General features: G+C 72.2%; 19 protein-coding genes and 2 pseudogenes. 11 read left to right on the top strand and 10 right to left on the bottom strand.

Annotated features, from left to right (window positions below; translation table 11 throughout):
* The first annotated feature begins 10 nt into the window (after positions 1-10).
* The 3 genes from AB0H12_RS17855 to AB0H12_RS17865 all read left to right on the top strand — a co-directional run bounded on the left by AB0H12_RS17855 (position 11) and on the right by AB0H12_RS17865 (position 2,808).
* The gene (locus AB0H12_RS17855) at positions 11-229 is read left to right on the top strand and encodes a hypothetical protein (RefSeq protein WP_499623916.1); all 219 of its coding nucleotides are present in this window, start codon (positions 11-13) and stop codon (positions 227-229) included.
* Positions 230-441: 212 nt separating this feature from the next.
* Positions 442-819: an STAS domain-containing protein gene (locus tag AB0H12_RS17860; protein ID WP_499623917.1), complete on the top strand. Its 378-nt coding sequence runs from the start codon at positions 442-444 to the stop codon at positions 817-819.
* Between the two features lie 405 nt (positions 820-1,224).
* Complete coding sequence (locus AB0H12_RS17865) at positions 1,225-2,808, top strand: lipase family protein (RefSeq protein ID WP_499623918.1); 1,584 nt, start codon at positions 1,225-1,227, stop codon at positions 2,806-2,808.
* A 10-nt stretch (positions 2,809-2,818) separates the two neighbouring features.
* On the opposite strand, the gene AB0H12_RS17870 is transcribed toward AB0H12_RS17865, so the two are convergent.
* Positions 2,819-3,304: a hypothetical protein gene (locus tag AB0H12_RS17870; RefSeq protein WP_499623919.1), complete on the bottom strand. Its 486-nt coding sequence runs from the start codon at positions 3,302-3,304 to the stop codon at positions 2,819-2,821.
* Between the two features lie 254 nt (positions 3,305-3,558).
* On the opposite strand from AB0H12_RS17870, the gene AB0H12_RS17875 reads away from it, so the two are divergent.
* From AB0H12_RS17875 to AB0H12_RS17905, 7 genes and pseudogenes are all read left to right on the top strand, one after another.
* Entirely contained in the window at positions 3,559-3,972 is a 414-nt protein-coding gene (locus AB0H12_RS17875; protein WP_499623920.1) for a hypothetical protein, read from the top strand.
* Positions 3,973-4,146: 174 nt separating this feature from the next.
* A pseudogene (locus tag AB0H12_RS17880) lies at positions 4,147-4,746 on the top strand (RNA polymerase sigma factor); the annotation flags it as partial.
* Positions 4,747-5,135: 389 nt separating this feature from the next.
* Complete coding sequence (locus AB0H12_RS17885) at positions 5,136-6,365, top strand: hypothetical protein (RefSeq protein WP_499623921.1); 1,230 nt, start codon at positions 5,136-5,138, stop codon at positions 6,363-6,365.
* A 284-nt stretch (positions 6,366-6,649) separates the two neighbouring features.
* Positions 6,650-6,898 (top strand): hypothetical protein, encoded by a 249-nt coding sequence (locus AB0H12_RS17890; protein WP_499623922.1) that lies wholly within the window; start codon positions 6,650-6,652, stop codon positions 6,896-6,898.
* 89 nt (positions 6,899-6,987) lie between these two features.
* Positions 6,988-9,597, top strand: coding sequence for a CHAT domain-containing protein (locus tag AB0H12_RS17895; RefSeq protein WP_499623923.1), 2,610 nt, complete (start codon positions 6,988-6,990; stop codon positions 9,595-9,597).
* 785 nt (positions 9,598-10,382) lie between these two features.
* The gene (locus AB0H12_RS17900; protein ID WP_499623924.1) at positions 10,383-10,793 is read left to right on the top strand and encodes an STAS domain-containing protein; all 411 of its coding nucleotides are present in this window, start codon (positions 10,383-10,385) and stop codon (positions 10,791-10,793) included.
* Between the two features lie 146 nt (positions 10,794-10,939).
* Positions 10,940-11,170: a hypothetical protein gene (locus AB0H12_RS17905; RefSeq protein ID WP_230568999.1), complete on the top strand. Its 231-nt coding sequence runs from the start codon at positions 10,940-10,942 to the stop codon at positions 11,168-11,170.
* 5 nt (positions 11,171-11,175) lie between these two features.
* Here AB0H12_RS17905 and AB0H12_RS17910 read toward each other — a convergent pair whose 3' ends face one another.
* From AB0H12_RS17910 to AB0H12_RS17945, 8 genes and pseudogenes are all read right to left on the bottom strand, one after another.
* Positions 11,176-11,598 (bottom strand): DUF6292 family protein, encoded by a 423-nt coding sequence (locus tag AB0H12_RS17910; protein ID WP_499623925.1) that lies wholly within the window; start codon positions 11,596-11,598, stop codon positions 11,176-11,178.
* Positions 11,599-11,748: 150 nt separating this feature from the next.
* The gene (gene lexA / locus AB0H12_RS17915) at positions 11,749-12,408 is read right to left on the bottom strand and encodes a transcriptional repressor LexA (protein WP_499623926.1); all 660 of its coding nucleotides are present in this window, start codon (positions 12,406-12,408) and stop codon (positions 11,749-11,751) included.
* A gap of 234 nt (positions 12,409-12,642) precedes the next feature.
* Positions 12,643-13,641, bottom strand: a complete 999-nt coding sequence (locus AB0H12_RS17920; RefSeq protein WP_499624117.1) for a putative PEP-binding protein — start codon at positions 13,639-13,641, stop codon at positions 12,643-12,645.
* A gap of 6 nt (positions 13,642-13,647) precedes the next feature.
* Positions 13,648-13,866: pseudogene (locus AB0H12_RS17925) on the bottom strand (PEP-utilizing enzyme); the annotation flags it as partial.
* Positions 13,867-14,146: 280 nt separating this feature from the next.
* Positions 14,147-16,144: an FAD/NAD(P)-binding protein gene (locus AB0H12_RS17930; RefSeq protein WP_499623927.1), complete on the bottom strand. Its 1,998-nt coding sequence runs from the start codon at positions 16,142-16,144 to the stop codon at positions 14,147-14,149.
* A 284-nt stretch (positions 16,145-16,428) separates the two neighbouring features.
* A complete protein-coding gene (locus AB0H12_RS17935) occupies positions 16,429-17,016 on the bottom strand; it encodes a TetR/AcrR family transcriptional regulator (RefSeq protein WP_499623928.1) in 588 nt (195 codons plus the stop codon).
* Between the two features lie 117 nt (positions 17,017-17,133).
* Positions 17,134-18,105, bottom strand: a complete 972-nt coding sequence (locus tag AB0H12_RS17940; RefSeq protein ID WP_499623929.1) for a carotenoid oxygenase family protein — start codon at positions 18,103-18,105, stop codon at positions 17,134-17,136.
* Between the two features lie 167 nt (positions 18,106-18,272).
* The gene (locus AB0H12_RS17945) at positions 18,273-18,878 is read right to left on the bottom strand and encodes a hypothetical protein (protein ID WP_499623930.1); all 606 of its coding nucleotides are present in this window, start codon (positions 18,876-18,878) and stop codon (positions 18,273-18,275) included.
* Positions 18,879-19,066: 188 nt separating this feature from the next.
* Here AB0H12_RS17945 and AB0H12_RS17950 point away from each other — a divergent pair, with 188 nt between their 5' ends.
* A complete protein-coding gene (locus tag AB0H12_RS17950; protein WP_499623931.1) occupies positions 19,067-19,207 on the top strand; it encodes a hypothetical protein in 141 nt (46 codons plus the stop codon).
* 205 nt (positions 19,208-19,412) lie between these two features.
* Here AB0H12_RS17950 and AB0H12_RS17955 read toward each other — a convergent pair whose 3' ends face one another.
* Positions 19,413-20,951 carry an acyl-CoA carboxylase subunit beta gene (locus AB0H12_RS17955; protein WP_499624118.1) on the bottom strand — a complete coding sequence of 513 codons (1,539 nt, stop codon included), beginning with the start codon at positions 20,949-20,951 and terminating at the stop codon, positions 19,413-19,415.
* Positions 20,952-21,012: the final 61 nt, after the last annotated feature.

Consider the following 21,012-nt stretch of genomic DNA (forward strand, 5'->3'; position numbering starts at 1 on the left):
AGGAGCGACCGTGGTCGACGACCCCCATCAGCCGGACCAGCTCTGCCACGCCACCACCGGCACGTTGGCCGCGCACTTCGGCGGCCGGGTGCCCCGTGACGTCGTGGCCCGGACCGTCACCGACGCGCGGCTCGACCTGGAGGGCCGGATCCAGCCGGAGGCGCTCGCCGAGATGCTGCACCGCCTGGCGGCGCACCGGCTCGACGCCATGATCGCGACCCGCACCTGAACCCGGCGGCCGGGACCGCGTCGGCGCAGGTCAGCGCACGTCGGCGCAGGTGGGCGGTTGTGGTTGTCCGGGCGGGGTCGTATCGTGGTGGGAGTCCGACCGCCACCACACGCAGTGCGGAGCGACGAATCGGGTTGAGCAGAAGCTCGGTTGTTGGTTCTTGCGCCAACCGAGGAGTGCCCGTGGGCGATACCCGCGCCGAATTCACACCCGTGACGACCACCCGAACCGCCGATCACGACGGCATCGCCGTGGTCGCGGTCACCGGTGAGATCGACATGTCCTGCGAACAGCCGGTCCGCGCGGCCATCAACGGCCAGCTGGACCGACGGCCCGCCGGCCTCGTCCTCGACCTCGCCGAAGTCGACTTCTTCGGCTCCGCCGGCATCCAGTTGGTGGTTGAGGCCGTCGTGCGCGCACAACGCCTGAACGTGCCGCTGGTGCTGGCGGCAGACCGGCGGGCCGTCCTGCGCCCGTTGGAGATCACCCTCGTGAGCCAGACGGTCGACATCCACCCCGACCTGTCCGACGCGCTCTCCGCGCTGCGGGGTGACGACGTGCCGTCGGCGCGACGGGCGGCGACCCGGTAGTCCCCGTTCGGAGCTGGTGCGGGCGCAGTCGCGGCCCGTGCCCGTCATCGGCCGGGGCCGTCGATCAGCCCACCTCACCAGCCGACCGCACCCCCTTCCGCAGACCTTCTGGAGCGCCTGCGACCAGTGAGAGCGCCAGTTCCGGGTCCGCCGACCCGGGAGGCGCCTGCAGAGCCCACCACTCCCGCAAGGCCTGCCGCGGGTCGTCGAGAGCCCCGACGAGTTCGACGACGGCGGGCGCCGGGGTGACGCGGACCCGACCGTCACGGGCGAGGCCGAGGACGATGCACGGCGGTCACGGCCGCACCCTGTCAGAAGACGGCAACCGCGAGTAAGCGCACCACAGCTCGACGGGGCAGGAGTTCACCCGATCGGTCAGCCGATAGCCGCTACCGTCCGGGTGACATGGACGCACCCACCGGGACCGAGCCCGTCAGACGACCCGGCGCGCTGATCCGCGCCGACCCGCTCGCGCGCCGGTTCCGCCCGGACCACGCCGAGGCCGCGTACCGCGTGTTCTACCAAGGCGTCGGGCACGACGGCCGAGGCCGGCTCGTCACCGGGTCGGTGTTCGTCCCCGAAGGCACGCCGCCCGCCGCCGGCTGGCCCGTGGTCAGCTACGCGCACGGCACCACCGGCCTGTCCGACCGCACCGCCCCCTCGCGCACCGGCCTGCTCCGGCTGGAACGCGCGCACATCGCCGCCTGGCTCGCGTCCGGCTACGCGGTCACCGCGACCGACTACGAAGGTCTCGCCACCCCCGGCCCGCACCCCTACCTCAACGGCGAGGCGGTGGCCGACGACGTGATCGACATCGTCCGCGCCGCCCGGCGGCTCGACCACCCGCTGGACCGCCGGTGGCTCGTCGCGGGCTTCTCGCAAGGCGGCCACGCCGCGCTGTTCACCGCCCTGGTCGCCACGAAGTACGCGCCGGAGCTGGACTTCCTCGGCACGGTCGCGCTCGCGCCACCCGTGCACCTGGTCCGCGTCATCGCCACCCGCACCAGCGACGCGGCCGGGCCCGTGTGCGCGTTCGTGCCGATCGTCCTGGCCGGCATGCGCACCCGGTACCCGGGCTTCGCCGACGGCTTCCTCACCGAGCGCGGCATCACGCTGGTCGACCTGGCCGAACGCGTGTCCCTGGTCGAGATGCTCCGCGCCACCAGGACGATCACCAACCACGAGACCGGCATGACCGACCTGACCCGCCACGTCGACGTGGCCAGGGTGCTCGACGAGTGCCGCGTCCCCGTCACCCGCCTGGACCGCCCGGTCTTCCTCGCCGCGGCCGGGCTCGACGAGATCGTGCCACCCGCCGTGGTCCACGACTTCGCCGACGACATCACCACCGCGGGCAGCACGGTTCACCTGACCACGTACGCGGAAGCCGACCACGGCACGATCCTCACCGCCGCCCACCCCGACGCGACGGACTGGGCGGCCGACGTCACCGGCCACACCCGCACCCCGGTCACGCCGTCCGTCCGCTTCGACCTCCTGGACGCGACCGGCGACGGCTACCTGCGCCGCGACGACTACGAGGTCTTCGCGCTGCGCCTGGTCCAGTCGTTCGGCCACCCGCCCCGCTCGGCCGCCGCGATGGCCGTCCGGCTCGGCTACCGGGGCCTGTGGCGCGCGCTCGCCGCCGAGTCCGACACCGACGACGACGGCCGGGTCGGCAAGGCCGAGTTCCTCGCCTGGGCGGGTCGCGCCGCGCACACCGAGTTCGACCGGACCCTCCACCCGCTCGCGGCGGCCGTGCTGGCGCTGGTCGACACGAACGGCTCGGGCGTGGTGGAACGCGACGAGTTCCTGACCCTGATGACCCGGTGCGGCCTGCCGGACCCCGACGCCCGGACCCTGTTCGAACACCTCGACGCCGACCGCCGCGGCACCGTCGGGACGGCCGAGATCATCCACGCCACCAGGGAGTTCTGCCTGGACCCGGCGCCGGACAAGCCCGGTCAGTGGCTGTTCGGGCGGTTCTGAGCCCTCGTCGTCACGTCTGCGGCCACATCGAGTAGACGAGGTCGTCCTCGTCCGCGCACACGACCTGCGGCAGCGCCGGTTCGGGGACCTGGTTGCACGTCATCGAGCCGATCACCAGCGGCGCGAGTCCCGGCGTCGGGTCGCGGCGGCGAGCGTAGTAGTCGAACAGCACCGCGGCGGCCTGGTCGCACGTCAGCCGGCCCGACGGGGTCTCCACGACGACGGCCAGCATGGGCTTGCCCAGCGCGCCGGGGAACGGGTCGTCGCAGTACCGGGCGGGCGCGCCCTCGTCGATCGTCGGCAACGGGACGGTGCCGGCCTCGGAAGTCGGCTCCGGTGACGGCTCGGTGGTCGACCCGGTGGTCGCCTCCGCCTCGACCGTCGTGGTCACCGCCCCGGAGCCGGCGCCGGTCACGGCGGTCGAACACCCCGTGACCAGCGCGAGGAGCGCGACGAGCACCACCCCCGACCGCGTGGCCCGGTTCGCGCCCGGCACGGCGTGGCTCGTCGCGTTCGATCGTCTGGCAGGCGGCAGCGTTGTCACGGTCACTGGGACGTGCCGAGGAGGCCGGCGGTTGCGGTCGGTTCCGCCCGGAACCGCGGAGCGAGTCCGCCTTTCGCGAATTCCAAGGGAACGGACGCGGGGAATGCGCGAACCGGTCCCTCCGGCGACCGCCACCACGTCACAGCGCGGTAACGGTTGGCCGGGGTGGGCGCGGAGGTTTCGCCGGGCCGGGTTTGCTTTGCGCCATGAACACGAAGGTCGCGTCCGCGCTGCTGGCGCTGGGTTTGAGCGCCTCGCTGGTCGGGTGCTCCAGCAACGAGGACAAGTTCGTCGACGAGCTGAAGGCCGCCGGCTTCACCGCGGTCGGCGAGCCGCGCAGCGAGTCCGAGAAGAAGTCCAAGAAGATCGGCAAGCGGACGGTCAAGTCGTCGCAGAAGACCATCGAGGTCACGGTGCGCGTCAAGGGCTGCGACCTGGAGTTCGCGAAGGTGTCCGGGCAGTCCGGCTACTGGCTGGACGAGCTGCACGTCAACGGGCAGGAGCCGGACTGGCCCGGCTACCCCGAGAACCTCAAGCAGCAGGACGTCGTGACCGCGTTCGCGGGCAACCAGCCCAAGCCCGACGGCTTCAAGGACTGCTACCGGCCCGACCAGCCCTAGCCCTCCGGCGGGCCCCGTCCTCGGTCCGGGGGCGGGGCTTTCCGCATTCGCCACAAGGCTTTCCGCTGAAACTCGGGAGTTGTCGACCGCACTAGTGCGGGCAACTTGTCGCGCGCTCGTGGTGGTGTAGCGGTCGACCGTGCGTTACTCACCCCGGAAAAGGGAGTGGTGGCACTGCCCGGAACACAGCGGACCGGATTCGACCCCGAACCCCACTGGCTGGAGTTGGCGGGCGCGGAGCGGCACGCCGCCTGCTTGATCGCCGCGCGCGAAGGGGACCGCCGCGCGCTGGACGCGTTGATCGCGGACCTCACGCCGCTGGTGTGGCACGTCGCCCGGGGCAACGGGCTGGACCGCGCCACGGCGGAGGACGTCGCGCAGACGGTCTGGCTCTCGCTGCTGCGCAACCTCGACCGGCCGGCCGACCCCCGCGCGTTGGCCGCGTGGCTCGTCGTCACGACGCGTCGCGAGGCCCAACGGACCTGGACACCGGCACGCCGTGAAGCGGCGGTGAGCGACGGGTCCGCGGAGCTGGTCGGCGAGTACGGCCTGCCCGAGGACGCCGTGCTGCTCGACGACCGGGACCACCGGCTGTGGCGGGCGTTCGGCCGCCTGTCCCGGCGGTGCCAGGAACTCCTGCGCCTCACCGTGCTCTCCGGCCGGGCGGAGTACCGCGCGGTCGCCGGAGCGCTGTCCCCACCGCGCGGGAGCGCCGGCCCGACCGGCAACCGGTGCCTGGACGTGCTGCGCGCCCACGTCGACGCCGAGACCGGGTGGCCGGGTCTGCCGTCCCCCGCACGGCCGCAGCACCCGCCCCGCGACCCGCGGGTGCGGTTGCGCTCCAGCGCGCCGGTGGTCGCCGGCGCGCCGGCGGAGGTGGAGTTCGGCTACACGGTGGTCCGGGACGCTCTGACGACGTCCGGGCACGACGCCCCGCCCGTTCCGGAGGTGGTGCGCGTGCTGCTGCACGCCGGGGGCGCCACCGTCGAACCCCTGACCCGCGTGTTCCGGCTGCCCGACGACTTCGACGCGGCAACGGTGCGGTTCCGCGTGGTGCCGGTCGAGCGGGGCGCGCTCGAACTCGTGTTCCGGGTCTACCTCGGCGACGGCCACCTGCTCCAGGAGGTCCGCGCCGTCCTGCCCGTCGGTGAGGCCGAGGCCTGATGCGCGAGCTGGCGAGCACGGTCACGGTCGACCACAGCGACCGGCTCCGGTCCGTCCCGGACACGCGCGACCACCGCGACCGCACGATCCACCTGCGGTTCGCGCGCTTGGACGACGGCTACCTCGTCCAGGCCTGGGGCAGCGCGTTCGGGCCGGACGGCGGCGGTTGCCAGGGGCGGGTGCGCCTGGGGGCGTCGACGGTGGAGGCGGGCGTCGGCGACCTGCGCGCGCGGTGGCGCGCCGGGCTGATCGAGCACGTCGAGCCGGGCGCGCGGCCGACCCGCCGTCCGTTCGTGGACGACTGGGACCTCGCGGGCCGGGACGTCGACGAGGCGGCCCTGGCGCTCGCCCGCGCCGGTCACGACCTGTTCGCCCTGCTGTTCCGCCACGGCGACGCCGGGCTCGAGGAGATCTGCGACCTCCTCCTCGCGGCGCTGCGCACCGGCGAGCACGTCGTCACCGTCGAGTCCGACGACCTGTTCGTGCCGTGGGGACTGCTCTACATCCCGCTCGACGACCACGGCTCGGTGTGGGACGACGACTACCGCTGGGACCCGCGAGGTTTCTGGGGCTACCGGCACCTGGTCGAGCACAACTCCTCCCGCTCACCCGGCTTCGACAGCCGGATCACGGTCGCGGGCTCCGGCGTCACCGTCGGCGTGAACGTCGACGTGGGGGTCGACGGCGACCACCCGCCGACGCCGCGCGTCAGCCCGTTGATCGACTTCCTCTCCGCCGGGGCCGCCACGACGGTCCGCACGGGCGAGGCCGAGCTCGCGGCGGCCTCGCGGAGCCCGGACTTCGCCGACGACGTCGTCTGGCTCGGCTGCCCCGGGCGGGTGGACGAGGACGACCGGCGGGCGTGCCTCGTGCCGGGCGACGGCGAGACGGTCTGCAGCACCGAGCTGGTCCCCTGGCCGGCGACGGGGCCGACGAGCGGGCCGGTGGTGCTCGTCGGCGCGTGCCAGGGCGCGTCGACGTTCTACCCGGCGTTCGGCTGCCACCTGCTCCGGGGCGCGCGCTGCCTGATCGCGCCCCAGGTCGACCTGCCACGCCCGTTCGCCCGCGAGTACGCCACGCGGCTGTTCGAGGCCTTCCTCGTGCCCGGCGCCAGGCTGGGCGACGTCGTCCGCGACCTCGCCCGCTCGTTCCTGGACGAGCACCACAACCCGCTCGGCCTGGCCTTCTCGCTGCACCGCGGCATCGACGTGCGCCTGGCCGCACGGTGAGGCCCGCATCCGCCACCGGCGAATCGGCACACCTGTCGCTACCGTCGGCCCAGTGATCGAACTACCGCCCTGGTGCGTTACCTGAATGGGTGACAGTTGCGGACGTTTACGCACGACAACGGCGGATCGCCTACCCAATGTGCGAAATTCCCTCTCCGTCGTTACACCGTTGTGCCACTATTGCCCTGTTCGAGCGGTACGAGGGGTCCGCAGAACTTGACTCAGAGCAATCACATGAGTCGCTAGGCACGGCCAAGACAGATCATCAGGGGAGGGAGATCGTTTTGTCGACGCCCATCGAGACCAAGAACGACTTCGTGGACGAGAACGTCGAGACCGTCGAGAACGTCCAACAGGACGGGACCACGACTCCGGTCGCGCCGGAAACCGAGCAGGACCAGCACGGACACAACGGCCACGGACACAACGGCCACGAGCACAACGGCCACGACCACGAGCACACGGACGAGAACGGCGGGCTGTCGCCTGCGTGCGTGAGTGGTGGTTGCGTGACGAAGGCGCCAACGGGCTGACCTGTCAAACGTCATGGCGTCCGCCGGCCAGATCTCCTGGCCGGCGGACGTCTTTTGGCTGCGTTCTGTGATGTCATAGACAGGTGCCCGTGACCGTTGCTCGCGACGAGACCGTTGTCATCCGTGAAGCGCGCGAACTGCACCGCCGCGGAGTGGACGCGTCGTGCGCCGGACGGCACCGCGATGCGGTACGCCTGCTGCGACGCGGGCAGAGCCTGGCGGACGCGGTCGATCCCGCCGATCCGGCTACCCGGTCGGATTGGCACGTGACGCGGATCCGGTTGTCCTCGACGCTGGCGGCGTTGGAGGCGGAGACCTCCGGCCCGGCCGCGGGCCTGGACGGGCTGGCCCGGGTGCGGCGGCTGGTCGAAGACGTGGCGGATCCGCTGGTGAAGGACGAACTGCGCGGGGGCGTCGAGCACAACCGCGGACTGCTGCTGCTCAACGCGGGGTTGATCGAGGACGCGATCCCCCTCTTCGACTCCGCGCTCGAGAACTACGAGCGCAGGCTCGCGACCGGTGCGCCTACGCCTGCGTTGTTCGAGCTGATCGTGAAGTCGCTGTGGAGCAGGGGTACAGCGCACACCAGGCTGGGATCGGTCACCCAAGGACGACAGGACTTGAGCAGGGCGCTCGCGTTGGCGACCGAGCACGGGCTGCCGAGCCGGGCGGCCGACGCGAGCTTCGCACTCGGGCTCCTGGAGTTGCGGGTCGGCGACGTTCCGGCGTCCCTGCGGCGCTACGAGGCGAGCGAGCGCTCCTACCGCGAGCAGGGTCTCGACGTGCCAGTCCTGCTCGGCCTGCACCGCGGGCAGGCGTTGATGGCCGCCGGGCTCGCGGACGAGGCCGGCAGCCAACTCGACACCGTGCTGACCGTGCTGCGCGCCGAGCGCGGCGTGCCCCGGTACCTGGGCAACGTGGAGCTGTACCGGGCCGCGGCGGCGTACATGACCGACGACCTCGACCTGGCGCGCGCCATGGCCTCGTCCGCGCGGCAGCGGATGCGGCGCTGGGGCTGCGAGACCTGTGTCGCGAACGCGACGCTCATCGGGCTGCGCGTGGACACCCGGCTGGCGCTGCGGTCCGGACGGGTGTCCCGGTCGCTGCCCAGGCGGGCGGTGGACTTCGCCGACTCGCTGCCCGTGCCGCGGCTGGCCGAGCAGGCGGCTCTCGCCCGGATGCTGGCCGTGCGGCTGGAGATCCGCCGCGGCGACGTCGCCGCGGCGGAGGCCATCCTCGACCGGGTGCCCCGGCCCGGCAAGCTCGCCCCGATCGACTACCGCATGCTGCGCCGGCTGTGCCGGGCCGAGCTCGCCGTCGCCCGCGGTCGACGGGGCGTCGCGCTCGCCGAGATCCGGGCCGGTCTGACGGACCTCGACCACGTGCGCGACCGGATGGGCGGTCTCGACCTGCTCTCGGGAACCGCGCTGCACGGCCGGGAGCTGGCCGAGCTGGCCGTCCGGCTGGTGCTCGACGGCGGCAACGCGCGCCGGCTGTTCTCCTGGTTGGAGCGGACGCGCGCCCAGACCTACCGCTACGAGGCGCTGACCCGCGTCGACAACCCGGAGCTGGCCGAGCGGATCGCCGAGGTGCGCAGCCTCACCCAGTCGATCCACCAGGCCGAGCACGACGGTCACTCGACCGCCGCGCTGCGCGCCCGCCGGTCCGAACGCCTCCGCGAGGCCAACCGGCTCGGCTGGCACACCGGCCGGTGGGGCAGGCCGCGGCCGGTCGCCGGGCTGACCGACGTGGTGGCACGGCTCGGCGACCGGGCCCTGGTCACCTTCGCGGCGTCCGAGGACGACCTGGTCGCGGTGGTCGTGGTCGGCTCCGACGTGCGGCTGGCCAGGCTCGGGTCGGCCGAGCGGGCGGCCGAGAGCGCCCGGATGCTGAACGCGGACCTCAACGCGCTGGCGCCCGACCACCTGCCGGAACCGTTGCTGCGGGTGATGTCGGTGTCGGCGCGCAAGCAGGCCGACCGGCTCGACGCCCAGCTGATCCAGCCGTTGGCCGAGCTCATCGGCGAACGCGAACTGGTGGTCGTGCCGACCGGCGCGCTGTACGCGGTGCCGTGGGGCGTGTTGCCGACGCTGCACGGACGGCCGACCGTCGTGGCCCCGTCGGCCACCGCGTGGCTGGCCGCGGACCGCGCCGAGGGCGGGCCCGCCGGGCGGACGGTGCTGGTGCGCGGCCCCGGGCTGCCCGCCGCCGTCGGTGAGATCGACAAGCTGGGCGCGCACTACGCCACCGCCGCGTTGATGTCGGGCCGGCAGGCGTCGGTCGCCACGGTGCTGGAGGCGTTGGCCGGCGCGGGGATCGCGCACCTGGCCGCGCACGGTGTCCACGAGCCGGAGAACGCCCTGTTCTCCCGGCTGGAGCTGAGCGACGGCCCGCTCTACGCGCACGAGATGGCGGGGCTCGCCCACCCGCCCCGGCAGGTCGTGCTGGCCGCGTGCGAACTCGCCCTCAACCGGATCCGACCGGGTGACGAGCCCCTCGGCTTCGCCAGCGCCCTGCTCGCCAGCGGCTCGCAGATGGTGGTGGCCCCGCTGAGCCGGGTCGGCGACCAGGCGTGCGCCGCCGCGATGGACGACTACCACCGCAGCCTGGCCGCCGGCGCCCGACCGGCCGTGGCGCTGGCGGACGCGATCGCGGTCGACCCGCTGCGGCGGCCGTTCGTCTGCCTCGGCAGCGGCTGAGCCCGCTGCCAGTGCCGTGGCCGGCGGCCACTGCCCGTGTTCCGCGGTCGGACGGGTCACCGGCTTCGACCTGACGTTCCCGCACTCCCGGCACGGCGCCGATCCCCCGGCCGGCTCGCCCTCGGCGCGGCGCTCCGTCCCGACCTCACCCGCTGACCGGCGGGCGCAGTCCTCTGTGGACGAACGGACGGCACGGTTCACGCCGGCGGCGCCGACGGGACCTGGTCGACCAGCGCCTCGCACGGCGACTGCCCGTACCGGGGACGCCGCTACCGAGGGTCGACGAAGGCGCTCGGTGAAGTCCCTTTCGGGTGCCATTCCCAGCCTTGCGGCTCTTTCGTGGGATTGTGGTCGGCCTTGGCATTCGCGTTCCGGCCCTGGGTACTCGCTCGCGGGAATCAACACCTCACGAGGGGATTCCCTACACGTGCGCGAAGGCGGAACAGAATGCCGCCGCGATCTGGTTCTTCAACGATTGCAAGAGGTGAGTCCTCGATCACGTCCATTGTGGAGGCTCACATACCTTCGCCGACGACAGCGGCGAACCGCTCCGGGGCGCCGGGGCGAGGGTTCACCCCCGGCCCGGCACGTCGGGCCGGTGGAGCGCGGCAACGCCGCCGAGCCCGTTGGCGCCTGAGCGGCCGACTGTGCGCCGCGTGGCCGAGCGGACCGTCAACCGCCCGGTCTGCCGACGCGCTGAGTCCCAGTGGCGGTGTCGGTCGGGCGTCGAGCGGGTAATGGTGGGTGACGGCGTCGCAGCCGAGGACCGGGGTGGAGGAGCGGCCGTGCACGGGGATGTCGATCAGCAGCCGGTGACGGTCGAGGACGTGGGTGACGACGGCGTGGTGATCGCCGCCGTGCACGGCGACTTCGACGTCGACAGCTTCCGCGACGTGCGCGAAGCGTTGTTCACCTGCCTCAACGGCCGGGCGTCCGCGCTGGTGGTCGACCTGGGCGACGTGGGGTTCTTCGGGTCGATGGGCATCGCGGTGCTGGTGGAGGCACGGCAGCGCGCCGACGTGGTGGGGGCCGGGTTCGCCGTGGTGGCGGGCAGGCGCACGGTGGCGCGGCCGATCCGGATGACCGACACCGAGGACCTGCTGCGGCTGCACCGCACCCAGGACGAGGCGCTGGCCTCGGTGCGCGGCCGGTCCGGGCAGGAGACGGACACCGGGTTCTCGTGGTGGTCGTCGTGACGCCGCCCCGGTTCACGCCGCCCGCTCCGCACCGCCGCTGGTCACGTGGCCGAACGCGGCCATCGGCCCGACCTGTCGGCATCCTGGCGTAGGAGGCCCACCGGCCCCCGGCTCGACTACGCTCGAAGGGGCGGAGGGAGCCGGCGATGACGGACGAGGAGCTCGTGGTCGAGTTCGCCCTGACCCGACTGGACAACCCCGGGCTCGACCTGGAGGAGATCGCCGCGCTCGTGGTCCGCCGGGTCGGTCACGACCGCATGCTGGAGTTCGCCTCGCGGAACCTGGCCACGCGCGGCGAGCTGCGGGGCGCGGCGTTCCCGTCCGCGGTCGAGCACGTGCTCCGGGTCGTGCTGACGCTGCGCGGTCCCGCCGACTGAACGGCTCAGAGCGCCTTCACGGGCGCGCGGTCGGCGTACTCGACCAGCAGGTCGGCCAGGTGGTCCTCGATCGGCATGGCGGGCGGCACGGGGCGTCCTGGACGACGGCCGGCGACCAGGTCCGAGACGAACACCGTGACCGCTTCCGGCGACGGCAGCACCGGCGGGCCGAGGTAGGTCAACGCGACCAGGTCCGCTCCCCGGCCGACCTCGATCCCGGCGCACCACCCGGTGTGCTCGTCCCACACCAGCGCCAGGTCCTTGTCCGGGTGCCGCGGCACCCGTTGGTCGAGGGCGATGTACGCCGTGGCGTCCGGCGCGCACTCGTACCAGCACGACTCCAGGTCGACGCCCAGCCTCCTGGCGATCAGCCGCAGGTACTGCCGCAGGCCCCGGTCCTCCGGGCCGTCCGCCTCGATCCCGACCATCGACGACCTCCACCCGCGACGGGTGCCGCCACGGCAGGCCCGCCATCTCAATTGGGCCCAGTCTGCATCCACTCGACGACCGAGGGCATTAGGCCGTTCGGATGAGACGTGGTGACGTGGAGTGTCCACCGATCGGCGTAGCCCGAGGTTTCAGACGCTGCGCAGCACCGAGACGACGACGCCGAGGACCTCGGCCCGGTCTCCGTCGATGACGTCGTACGCCGGGTTGCGCGGCTCCAGGAGCACGTGGCCGTTGCGACGTCGGTAGACCTTCACAGTCGCTTCACCGTCGATCATCGCGGCCACGATCTGGCCCGAGTGCGCCTCGGGCTGCTGCTTCACCACGACGATGTCGCCGTCGCAGATCGCCGCGTCGACCATCGAGTCGCCGCGCACCCGCAGGCCGAACACGGCGCCGCGACCGGTCAGCTCGCGCGGCAGGGTCAGGACGTCGTCCACGTGCTCCTCGGCCGCGATGGGCGTGCCGGCCGCGATGTGGCCGACCACCGGCACGGGCACCGAGTCGGCGGCCTCGCGCGTCGACGGCTCCCGCAGGAACAGTCGCACGTCCATCGGCCGGGACACGGCGGCGCCGCGCCGCAGGAAACCCTTCTCCTCCAAGGCCGCCAGGTGCTTGGACACCGAGGACGACGACCGCAGGCCGACCGCGTCGCCGATCTCCCGCGTGCTCGGCGAGTACCCGTGCCTGACCACCCAGTCGCGGATCGCGACGAGGATCCGCTGCTGACGCGGCGGGAGGGTGGAGGTGTCCAGGTGCTCGAAGGCGTCAAGATCGTCGTAGGCGGTCACCTGCGGAATGATAGAGCGGGGCGCCGACGGCCGCGCGCAGGCATTGGGTTGCCGGACCGGTCGCCCGGCAGAACCCCGTGCCGTCGTCGTCCCCCGGGAGCACGACTTCCGCGTGCCGCGCCCCGACCACTGTGGACGCCCCGCGGTACCAGGACGACCCGCTCGGCCGAGCACGCCGAAGGAGTGACCTCCGACCTGGCGGTCGACGTCGGAGATCACTCCCGCAGCGTCACGTCACCGCGATTCGTGGGCGTCCACGGCGAGTTGCCGCAGTTCGGCCGTGCACATCATGAACCGGTCGGTCGGCAGGTGCTTGAAGTAGTAGCCCACGTCCGCCCCCAGCGCGAACACGTGGACCGGGACCCCGGCCCGCCTGCCCGCCTCCGCGGACTGGCGCAGCCCGGACATGACGGCCGGGTGCCGCGTCTGGTACGAGGAGGCGACCCGGTGGTTGCCCCGGTCCGCGGCGAGGTAGAACTGGGTCAGGTCCTTGGTGCCCATGAAGATCTCGCTCGCGCCCGCCTCGCAGAACCCGGTCACCGAGTGGACCGCGGCGGGAGTCTCCACGAACACCGACAGCGGCACGTCGTCGGGCAGTTCCAGCCGGTCCCGCAGGCGCAGGAACTCGTCCTCGTCGTTGATGAACGGCACCGCGAAGCTCACCCGGTCCACCTCCGGCCCGAGCCGTTCCCGCACGTAGGCGCGCAGGGCCCGGAACGCGTGCGGGTAGTGCGGCTCGTGCAGCAGCCAACGCGCGCCGTGCAGGCCCAGTTCCGGGTTGGACTCGTGGTCGACGTCGACCACGCTGGTGATCTGCGCGGCGTCGTCGGACCGGAGGTCGAGCAGCCTCATCACCAGGCGTTGGCCGGGGAGGAGCTCCTTGACGATGGCGCACAGCTCCGCGCCGATCGCGGCGCCGTAGCGCTCGGCCTCGGGAATGCCCGCGCGGAGCGCGTCGAGCGGGCTCAGCCCCGAGGAGAGGCAGACGAACTCCTCGCGGATGAAGAACGAGGTCACCTGGTCGACGCGGGGTTGGATCGCATTCGTCGATTGGATGTCGGTCGCGTCGGCGATGACGACGCAGACCGAACGGAGGTCTTCGGGGGTGACGGTGGGGTATTCGACCGATTGCGCCGCGACGTCGGCTTCGCCGAGGGTGACCGACTCGCGGTCGGTCCGCACGGTCACGTTGCCGATCAGCCCGGCGAGTTCGGCGTGCGGAATCCGGAGCACCGGAATTCCCCGCGATCGGCACAGGGATTCCATGTGACCGGTCCGGCCGCCACCGGAACAGACCACGGCGGCCGACTTGACGATCGTGTCGTACAACTCGGGGCCGAGCATGTCGACCACGAGCACGGAACCGGGCAGGGGTCTTCCGGTGTGATTGGCGATGCCGCGAACACTCGTCGACGGCGAACCGACGAGCAGGACCCCTGGGATCTCGCGCGGGCTCACAGCACCCTCCTACCGATTCCGGCCGATTTGCGGACCTGGCGGGCGAGTCGGCCTGGCTGCCGACCTTCGGGGCCGACGTCGTGGCGCACGACGTCGGCCCCGGGTTTGCGTCGAACACGACGAACCATGGTCACGAGCCTCGCAGTCGGCCGACCGGCGCGGCATCTTCTCTCGTGCGAGGTAGTGGTTCATTCGTGCCGTATCGGCGGGAGCTCTTGGGCAATCGCGGAGTAGTCGGCGGGGTCGGGGGTCGCGTAGAAATGGTGGAGCGGGGCCCGGTTCAGCCGACCGGCTCCACCGCCCCTTCGAGACCCAGCAGGAAACGGAGTTCGCGCGGGGTCACGGAGAGGTCCGTCAGCTTCGTGGTGGCGGCCGAGTTCACCGCGAACCGCAAGGCCCGGTCGGTCGGCGGCGTGGCGCTGTCGCGGGTGGCCAGGGCCCGGACCCGCTGGATGGACTCCTCCAGCAGGGCGGCCAGCGCTTGGCGGTCGTCACGACGGCGGGCGGCCATTCGCCGGACGTCGAGCGTGACCGAATGCGAGACGGCCTCGCGCAATTCGGGATCGGCCGTTTCGGTCAACGCGCCGACGAGCCCGCCTGCGCTCTCGTCGAAACACGATTCGAGCCGGTGCAGCGTGGTGGCCGCGACTTCCACCGAGTGGTTCTTGATCGCGGCGAGGTTGAACGTGAACGCGCCGGTCCGACCGTTCCGGATGATCTCGTCGCCCTCGCGCGGGCTGCCGACGACGGAAACGGGACCGGACGGCGTGCCGTCGTGTCCGAGGAGTCGGCCGCAGGGATCGACTTCGAGACCGCGCCCGGTGCGCCGGTGCGCGACGGCGATTCCCTTCCGCAGCAGGTTCGACCACAGCGTCGAGTCGGCGCGCTCGTAGTTCGTCTCGCGCCCGAAATTCGAGACGACGAGGTCCGCCTCGATCGTCCGCGTCGAGCCCTGCCCCGCGACGGACAGGACGAGCGTGCCCGTTCCGGTCGCCCGGATCTGCTGCACGCGACCGGTGGTGAGCACGATCTGCCCGCCTTCACCCATGGCCGCGTCGACGATATTCGTGGTATAAGCCATTGCGCTCACCCGAAGCACGGCCAAGAGGCTCCCGTAGCTGTCGAGAAGCGCGCGGAGCTCGTCCGTGGGAATTCGCTCCAGGATCGCGGGCAGGTAAGGCTCCCACGACTTGGCGACCCGTTCGGTCACCACGACCGGAGATACTTCGGGATGCTCGCGGGTGAGGATCGCACACGCGCGGTCCCATTCTTCCCGGAATCGGCGGACGAATTCCTCCCGCCCTTCGTAGCTGTCGGCGAGCAGTTGCGGCGCCGGTAACTCGAGCACTTGGTGCTGGTGGTTCGACGGATAAGTGCGGGGCGTCAGCCCGGAACCGGAGATCATGTGGATCCGACCTTCGTGCCCCTGGCGTAACAACAGCGTCGCCGAGTCGTACGCGCTGAGCAACGTGCCGACGATGGCCACGACGCCGTCCTTGCGCACGTCGAGCAACCGCTCGATACCGCTCTTGGAATACGGGCTGCGCACGAACGCCGGGTGCCCCAGCACCTCGGCCGCGAACGCCGGGTACTTCGTCTCCAACCCGGTGGCGAGCACGACGTGGTCGGCCTCGAGGACCACTCGCCCGTTCCCGGCGCCGTCGGACGGGTCGGCGAGGCCCTCCACCACGACGTGCGCGTGGTCGTCGAAGACCTCCACGTCGACCGCTTCCCCGTCGACCTCGACCAGCGTCACACCCGCCGCCGCCTCGCGGACGGCCTCGGCGAGGCGGCTCTCCAGGTAGTCCTGGTAGATCCGGCGCGGCGCGGGACCGGACTCGGTGAACTCGAAGTCGCGCCAGTCCCGCGGCCAGTCCGACCGGTCGGCCTCGTGGTTGGCCCAGCGGATGAAGTCGTCGACGTCCTCGCGGAATGCCGACATGCGGCCCGCCTGGATGTTGAACACGTGGTGCCAGTGGTTGCTCTCGCGCTGGTACGCCACGCCGGAGTTCCGGTAGTCCGGACGGCGTTCCACCAGGACCACCTCCAATGGCTCGCGGGCGAACCGGAGAAAGCGGATGGTGGTCGCGGTGCCGGCCAAACCCGCTCCGACGACGACAACCCGGCGGAACCGGTCCAAGCTTTTCACCATGCCACCTCTGTTTCCCTCTGGCGCTACCCGCCGAAGCCCGGGCCGACGCAGCCGAAGCCGCGCCGTTGCGGACCGCGCATTGGGTGATCGGCCAGTAGAATACCGTCGATCATGCGAGGTGGACATGCCGTGAGTGCCGCGTGACCCAATCGTTCCTCGGAATTTCGCTCGGCCGCACCGGGCGTTCGACGCGTTCGACGCGACGATCACCGCCGCTCACGGCGCCAGGACCGGATCCGGGGTCGTCCACGATGGATGTCCACGCATTCCCGAAGCTATTCCCGCAGGGGTGCTTGACAATTCTCCGCGCGCCCCTCCGACGGCGAATCCGCAGAAGTGCGGACAAAGCAGCGGAGGCTGCCGACGGCGGTGGGTCGAGGACCTCTCACGACAGCCGGGAGGGGCAGGCGTCAGGAACCGCTCGACCGCGACGCGGCGGACGTCATCAGCGCTTCGGCCAGACCCCGTCCCCGCTTGGCGGGACCGTCCGCGCCGAACGACTGGCCCGACGCGTGCAGGCCCTCGAAGACCAGCATCAGCCGGTCGGCCAGCTCGTCCGGGTCCTCGACCTCGAGCTTGCCGGTCAGCTCGCGCATCCGCTCCCTGGTCCACGTCTTCGCCACGAGGGCGTTCTGGTGCGCGGGCAGCTCGGGCTCCGGGAACTCGGCCATCGAGATGAGGAACTTGCAGCCGCGGAACGTCTCCGAGGAGAGCTCGTTGATCACGATGTCGAACACGGCCAGGATCTGGTCGCGCGGATCGGGGCCCGCTCCCTCGACCGCGGCGGCGAACTGGGTGCGGAACTCGATGTCGGCGCGCTCGACGTAGGCGCCGACGAGGTCGTCCTTGGACGCGAACAGCCGGTAGAGGGTGGTCGGCGCGACCCCGGCCTCGGCCGCGACGAGGTCGACGCCCGTCGCGCGGATCCCCCTCAGGTAGAACAGGTCCCCGGCCACCCGCAGTACGTGGGACCGGGTCTCGGCAGCGGTTCGGTGCACGGGTTCCCCTCGCCATCACCATGCTAGGGACGGTTCCCTAAAGTCTACTCCCGCACCACTGGCCCCACTATTCCCCGAGAGATCCACTCGCCGCGGCGACCGCGCACCGGGGCCGGCTCACCCCTCGCCGCGGCCCGCGAGCCACGTGGTCCGGCGCGACGCCTCGACCTCGAACGGCAGGCGCACCACGGCGACCGGCGGTCCGGCGAGGTCGGCCGCGTCCAGCACCAGCACCTCGTCACCCGCGACGGCGACCACCCAGCCCTGGCCCTCGTCCTTGCCGCCGGGCACGAACACCGGCTGGCCGGGAGTGGCGCCGAGCTCGCGGCGCCACGTGCAGCCCAGCGCCACGTCGTGGCGGACGATCGCGTCGCCCGCCGTGCCGAACACGAAGCGGTGGCGGCGGCCCGCCAGGCGGTCGTCGACGACGCCGACGTCCATCGCGGGCAGCTCGACCCGGCGCACGCCGCCGGTGGCGAGGTCCAGCGTGTGGCGACGCAGCACGCCCGGCGCCCAGACGGCGTCCACGACCACACGACCGAGGTCCTCGTAGGCGTTGACCAGGGACAGCACCTCTCCCCCGGCCACCTCGAACCAGAGCGGCCGGCCGTAGGCGAGCAGGCCGATGCGCGTCGGGCCGGTGGCCGGGCCGGAGTACGGGTCGCGCAGGCCGACCAGGTCGGCGGCCCGGCTGTAGTACGGGGCCGAGTCGAAGACGACCACGAACCGGTCCGTCACGCCGACCGCGCGCATCCGCGGCGCGCCGTCCAGCGGGAACGGCTCGGCCCGCAGCACCTCGCCGTCATCGGCGAGCGTGACGTGCTCGGCGTAGCCCAGGTCCGGGTGCGACACGGCCGTGTGCCACACCTCGCCGTCGAAGACCGGGCGGGCCATCGTGGCGCCGGAGGGCAGGTCCGCCGGCGCGAGGGCGGCCGGCCTCGGACCGCGGTACCACCGCGCGCCGTCCGGCCCGAGCCGGACGCCCGACACGCCGTACTTGCCGGACCAGACCAGAGCACCGTCCAGCTCGGCGGGCAGCGCACCACGCACCACCAGCGCCTCCGCGACCTCCCGCACCGACGCGACCACGCCAACCACCCCGTCCCGACGTTCCATAACACTGTCTTACTACTATTTATAGCGGCGTTATGGAACGCCGTCAAGCCGATCCGGCCCCTCACGGCACGTGTACCCGGACGGCCTATTGCGCCAATCCCCCGTCCCGCCCGTCGGACGCGCGGCGGCCCGGCCGGCCGTCACAGCTGGTCACCCAGCGGGTCGGGCGCGCTCGTGGAGGACTCGATCCCGGTCCTCGTGCCGCCACCGGCGTCGAGTCGGCGGCGCCGGGTGACGTCGTGGTCGAGCTGCCGCGCCAGGCGCGGGATGGTGGTCGAGGTCAGGTAGCCGTCGGCGCCGGCGTCGAGCATGCGCCGGACCGGGCCGTGGTAGCTGACCGCGAGGCCGTCGTCCTCGACCTCGGTGACGATGACGCGGGCTTTCGGGAACATCGACCGGAGCAGGCCGATCAGCTGCGGGCTGCCCGGCGGCGCCAGCAGCACGTCGGCCGTCTTCGGCGCCGCGTGCAGGTCGAGCACGATGTAGTCGTCGCCGAGGGCGGCGGACAGCGACGCCCGGGCCGACCTGGACAGCTTCATCGCGGTGGCGACCACGGTCACGTCGTGCACCGACGGCCCCGGTCCGGCGTCCACGCGCGGTCCGGCGGTGGCGGTGACCGTCGCGATCGGGCTGCCCCCTCGCGTGACGACCAGGCTCCCGCCGGGGCCGAGGGCGTCGATGAGCCCGACGACGTCCTCGGGCAGCCGGTTCGCGTCGATGTGTCCGCGTTCGTCGATCATGTCCATGGGACGGGTAGGACCCCTGCGGCGTTGGCCGGAGGGCGGTCCGGACCGAGCGGCAGCTGAACCCGTCCGGCGTATCGCCCACACCTCGCGCCGACTCGCAGGTCAGGGCGTCTTACCTGCCTTCACCCGATCGACGCGCGCCTTGACCTGGGTGTTCCGGGGGCCGACGCGGGGAGGTGCCCGTAGCCGTGCGCGACGACCCGAGCCTCGGCGAACGCATCAGACGAGCCCGGTCGGCCCGCCGACCCACCCGGGCGCAGCCGGCCGAGGAGGCGGAGGTCGGCGTCGACCTCATCCGGAAGCCGGAGCAGGGCGTCCGGCACGGGTGACACGCTGTGCGGGCGAGGAACGTCTCGGCGTTGTCCCGGGCCAGGCTCGGCGTGGACGTCGACGTCCGCGGCACGCCGGGTGCTGTTCGAGATCTCCAGTGCGAGCGCGGGGGTTCGGCGGGCACACGTGGTCTGGCCGAACTGATCCCGGACACGGCAACGGCACCTCGCTGTGGGGCGAGGTGCCGTTGGGAGGCGCCGCGAGCTACAGCGGCACGTTGCCGTGCTTGCGCGCCGGTGTCGGGCGACGCTTGTCGCGCAGCATCGCCAGACCCCGGGCGACCGCGGACCGGGTGTGCGCCGGGTCGATCACGTCGTCCACGAGGCCCCTCTCGGCCGCGTAGTACGGGTGCACGAGCTGTTCGGAGTACTCCGCCAGCAGCTCGGCCCGCAAGGCGTCCGGGTCGGCCGCCGCGGCGAGCTCCTTGCGGAAGATGACGTTCACCGCGCCTTCCGCGCCCATCACCGCGATCTCGTTGGTCGGCCAGGCCAGCGCCAGGTCCGTCCCGATGGACCGGGAGTCCATCACGATGTACGCGCCGCCGTACGCCTTGCGCACGATCACCTGGATGCGCGGCACGGACGCCTCGCAGTAGGCGTACAGCAGCTTCGCACCGTGCCGGATCACGCCCGCGTGCTCCTGCGCCGTGCCCGGCAGGAAGCCCGGGACGTCCACAAGGGACACGAGCGGGATGCCGAACGCGTCGCAGAACCGCACGAACCGGGCCGCCTTCTGGGACGCCTCGATGTCCAGCACGCCCGCGAACACCAGAGGCTGGTTGCCGACCAGCCCCACGACCGCGCCGTCGATCCGCCCGAACGCCACCACCACGTTGCGCGCCCACCCCTCGTGGACTTCGAGGAACTCCCCGTCGTCCACCAGCTCCTCGATGAGCGTGCGCATGTCGTAGGGCTTGTTCGGCTCGACCGGCACGATCGAGGCGAACTCCGGCCGCACGTCGTCCACCGCGCCGACGGCCTCGCGAGCGGGCGGCGACTCCAGGTTGTTCGACGGCAGCATCGACACCAGGTAGCGGACGTCCTCCAGGCACGACTCCTCGTCGTCGTGCACGAACGACGCCACGCCCGACAGCTCGCCGTGCACCGACGCGCCGCCCAACTCCTCGTGCGTGACCTTCTCCCCCGACACGGCCTGCACCACGTCGGGACCGGTCAGGTACATCTGCGCGGTGCCGCGCACCATGAACGTGAAGTCGGCCAACGCGGGCGAGTACGCCGCGCCGCCGGCGGACGGACCGAGCACCACCGCGATCTGCGGTATGACGCCGGACGCCTCGACCTGGCGGCGGAAGATGCCGCCGTAGCCGTCGAGCGCCATCACGCCTTCCTGGATGCGCGCGCCGCCGCTGTCGTTCAGCGCGATGATGGGCGAGCCGGTGTCGATGGCCATGTCCATCACCTTGTGGATCTTCGCCGCGTGCGCCTGGCCGAGCGAACCGCCGAAGATGGTGAAGTCCTGCGCGTAGACGAACACGCGCCGTCCTTCGATGGTGCCCGAGCCCGCCACCACGCCGTCGGTGTGCGGGCGGTGCTCGGACACCTTCAGCCCGTGCGCCTGGTGCCGCCGGTAGAGCTCGATCTCGGTGAACGAACCCGGGTCCAGCAGCATCTCCAGGCGCTCACGCGCCGTGTGCTTGCCGAGCGAGCGCTGCCGGCGCACCGCTTCGGTGTTGGACACCGCGCGGTCGCGCAGGTCGTCGTTGCGCTCCCGCAACAGGTCCATCGTGCGGATGGGCAGTTCGGGCCGGAAGTCCGAGTGCCCGTTGACTTGGTCGATCCCTGAA

The sequence above is a fragment of the Actinosynnema sp. NPDC023794 genome (genome assembly GCF_040639675.1).
Taxonomy (GTDB): Bacteria; Actinomycetota; Actinomycetes; order Mycobacteriales; family Pseudonocardiaceae; genus Actinosynnema; species Actinosynnema luteola.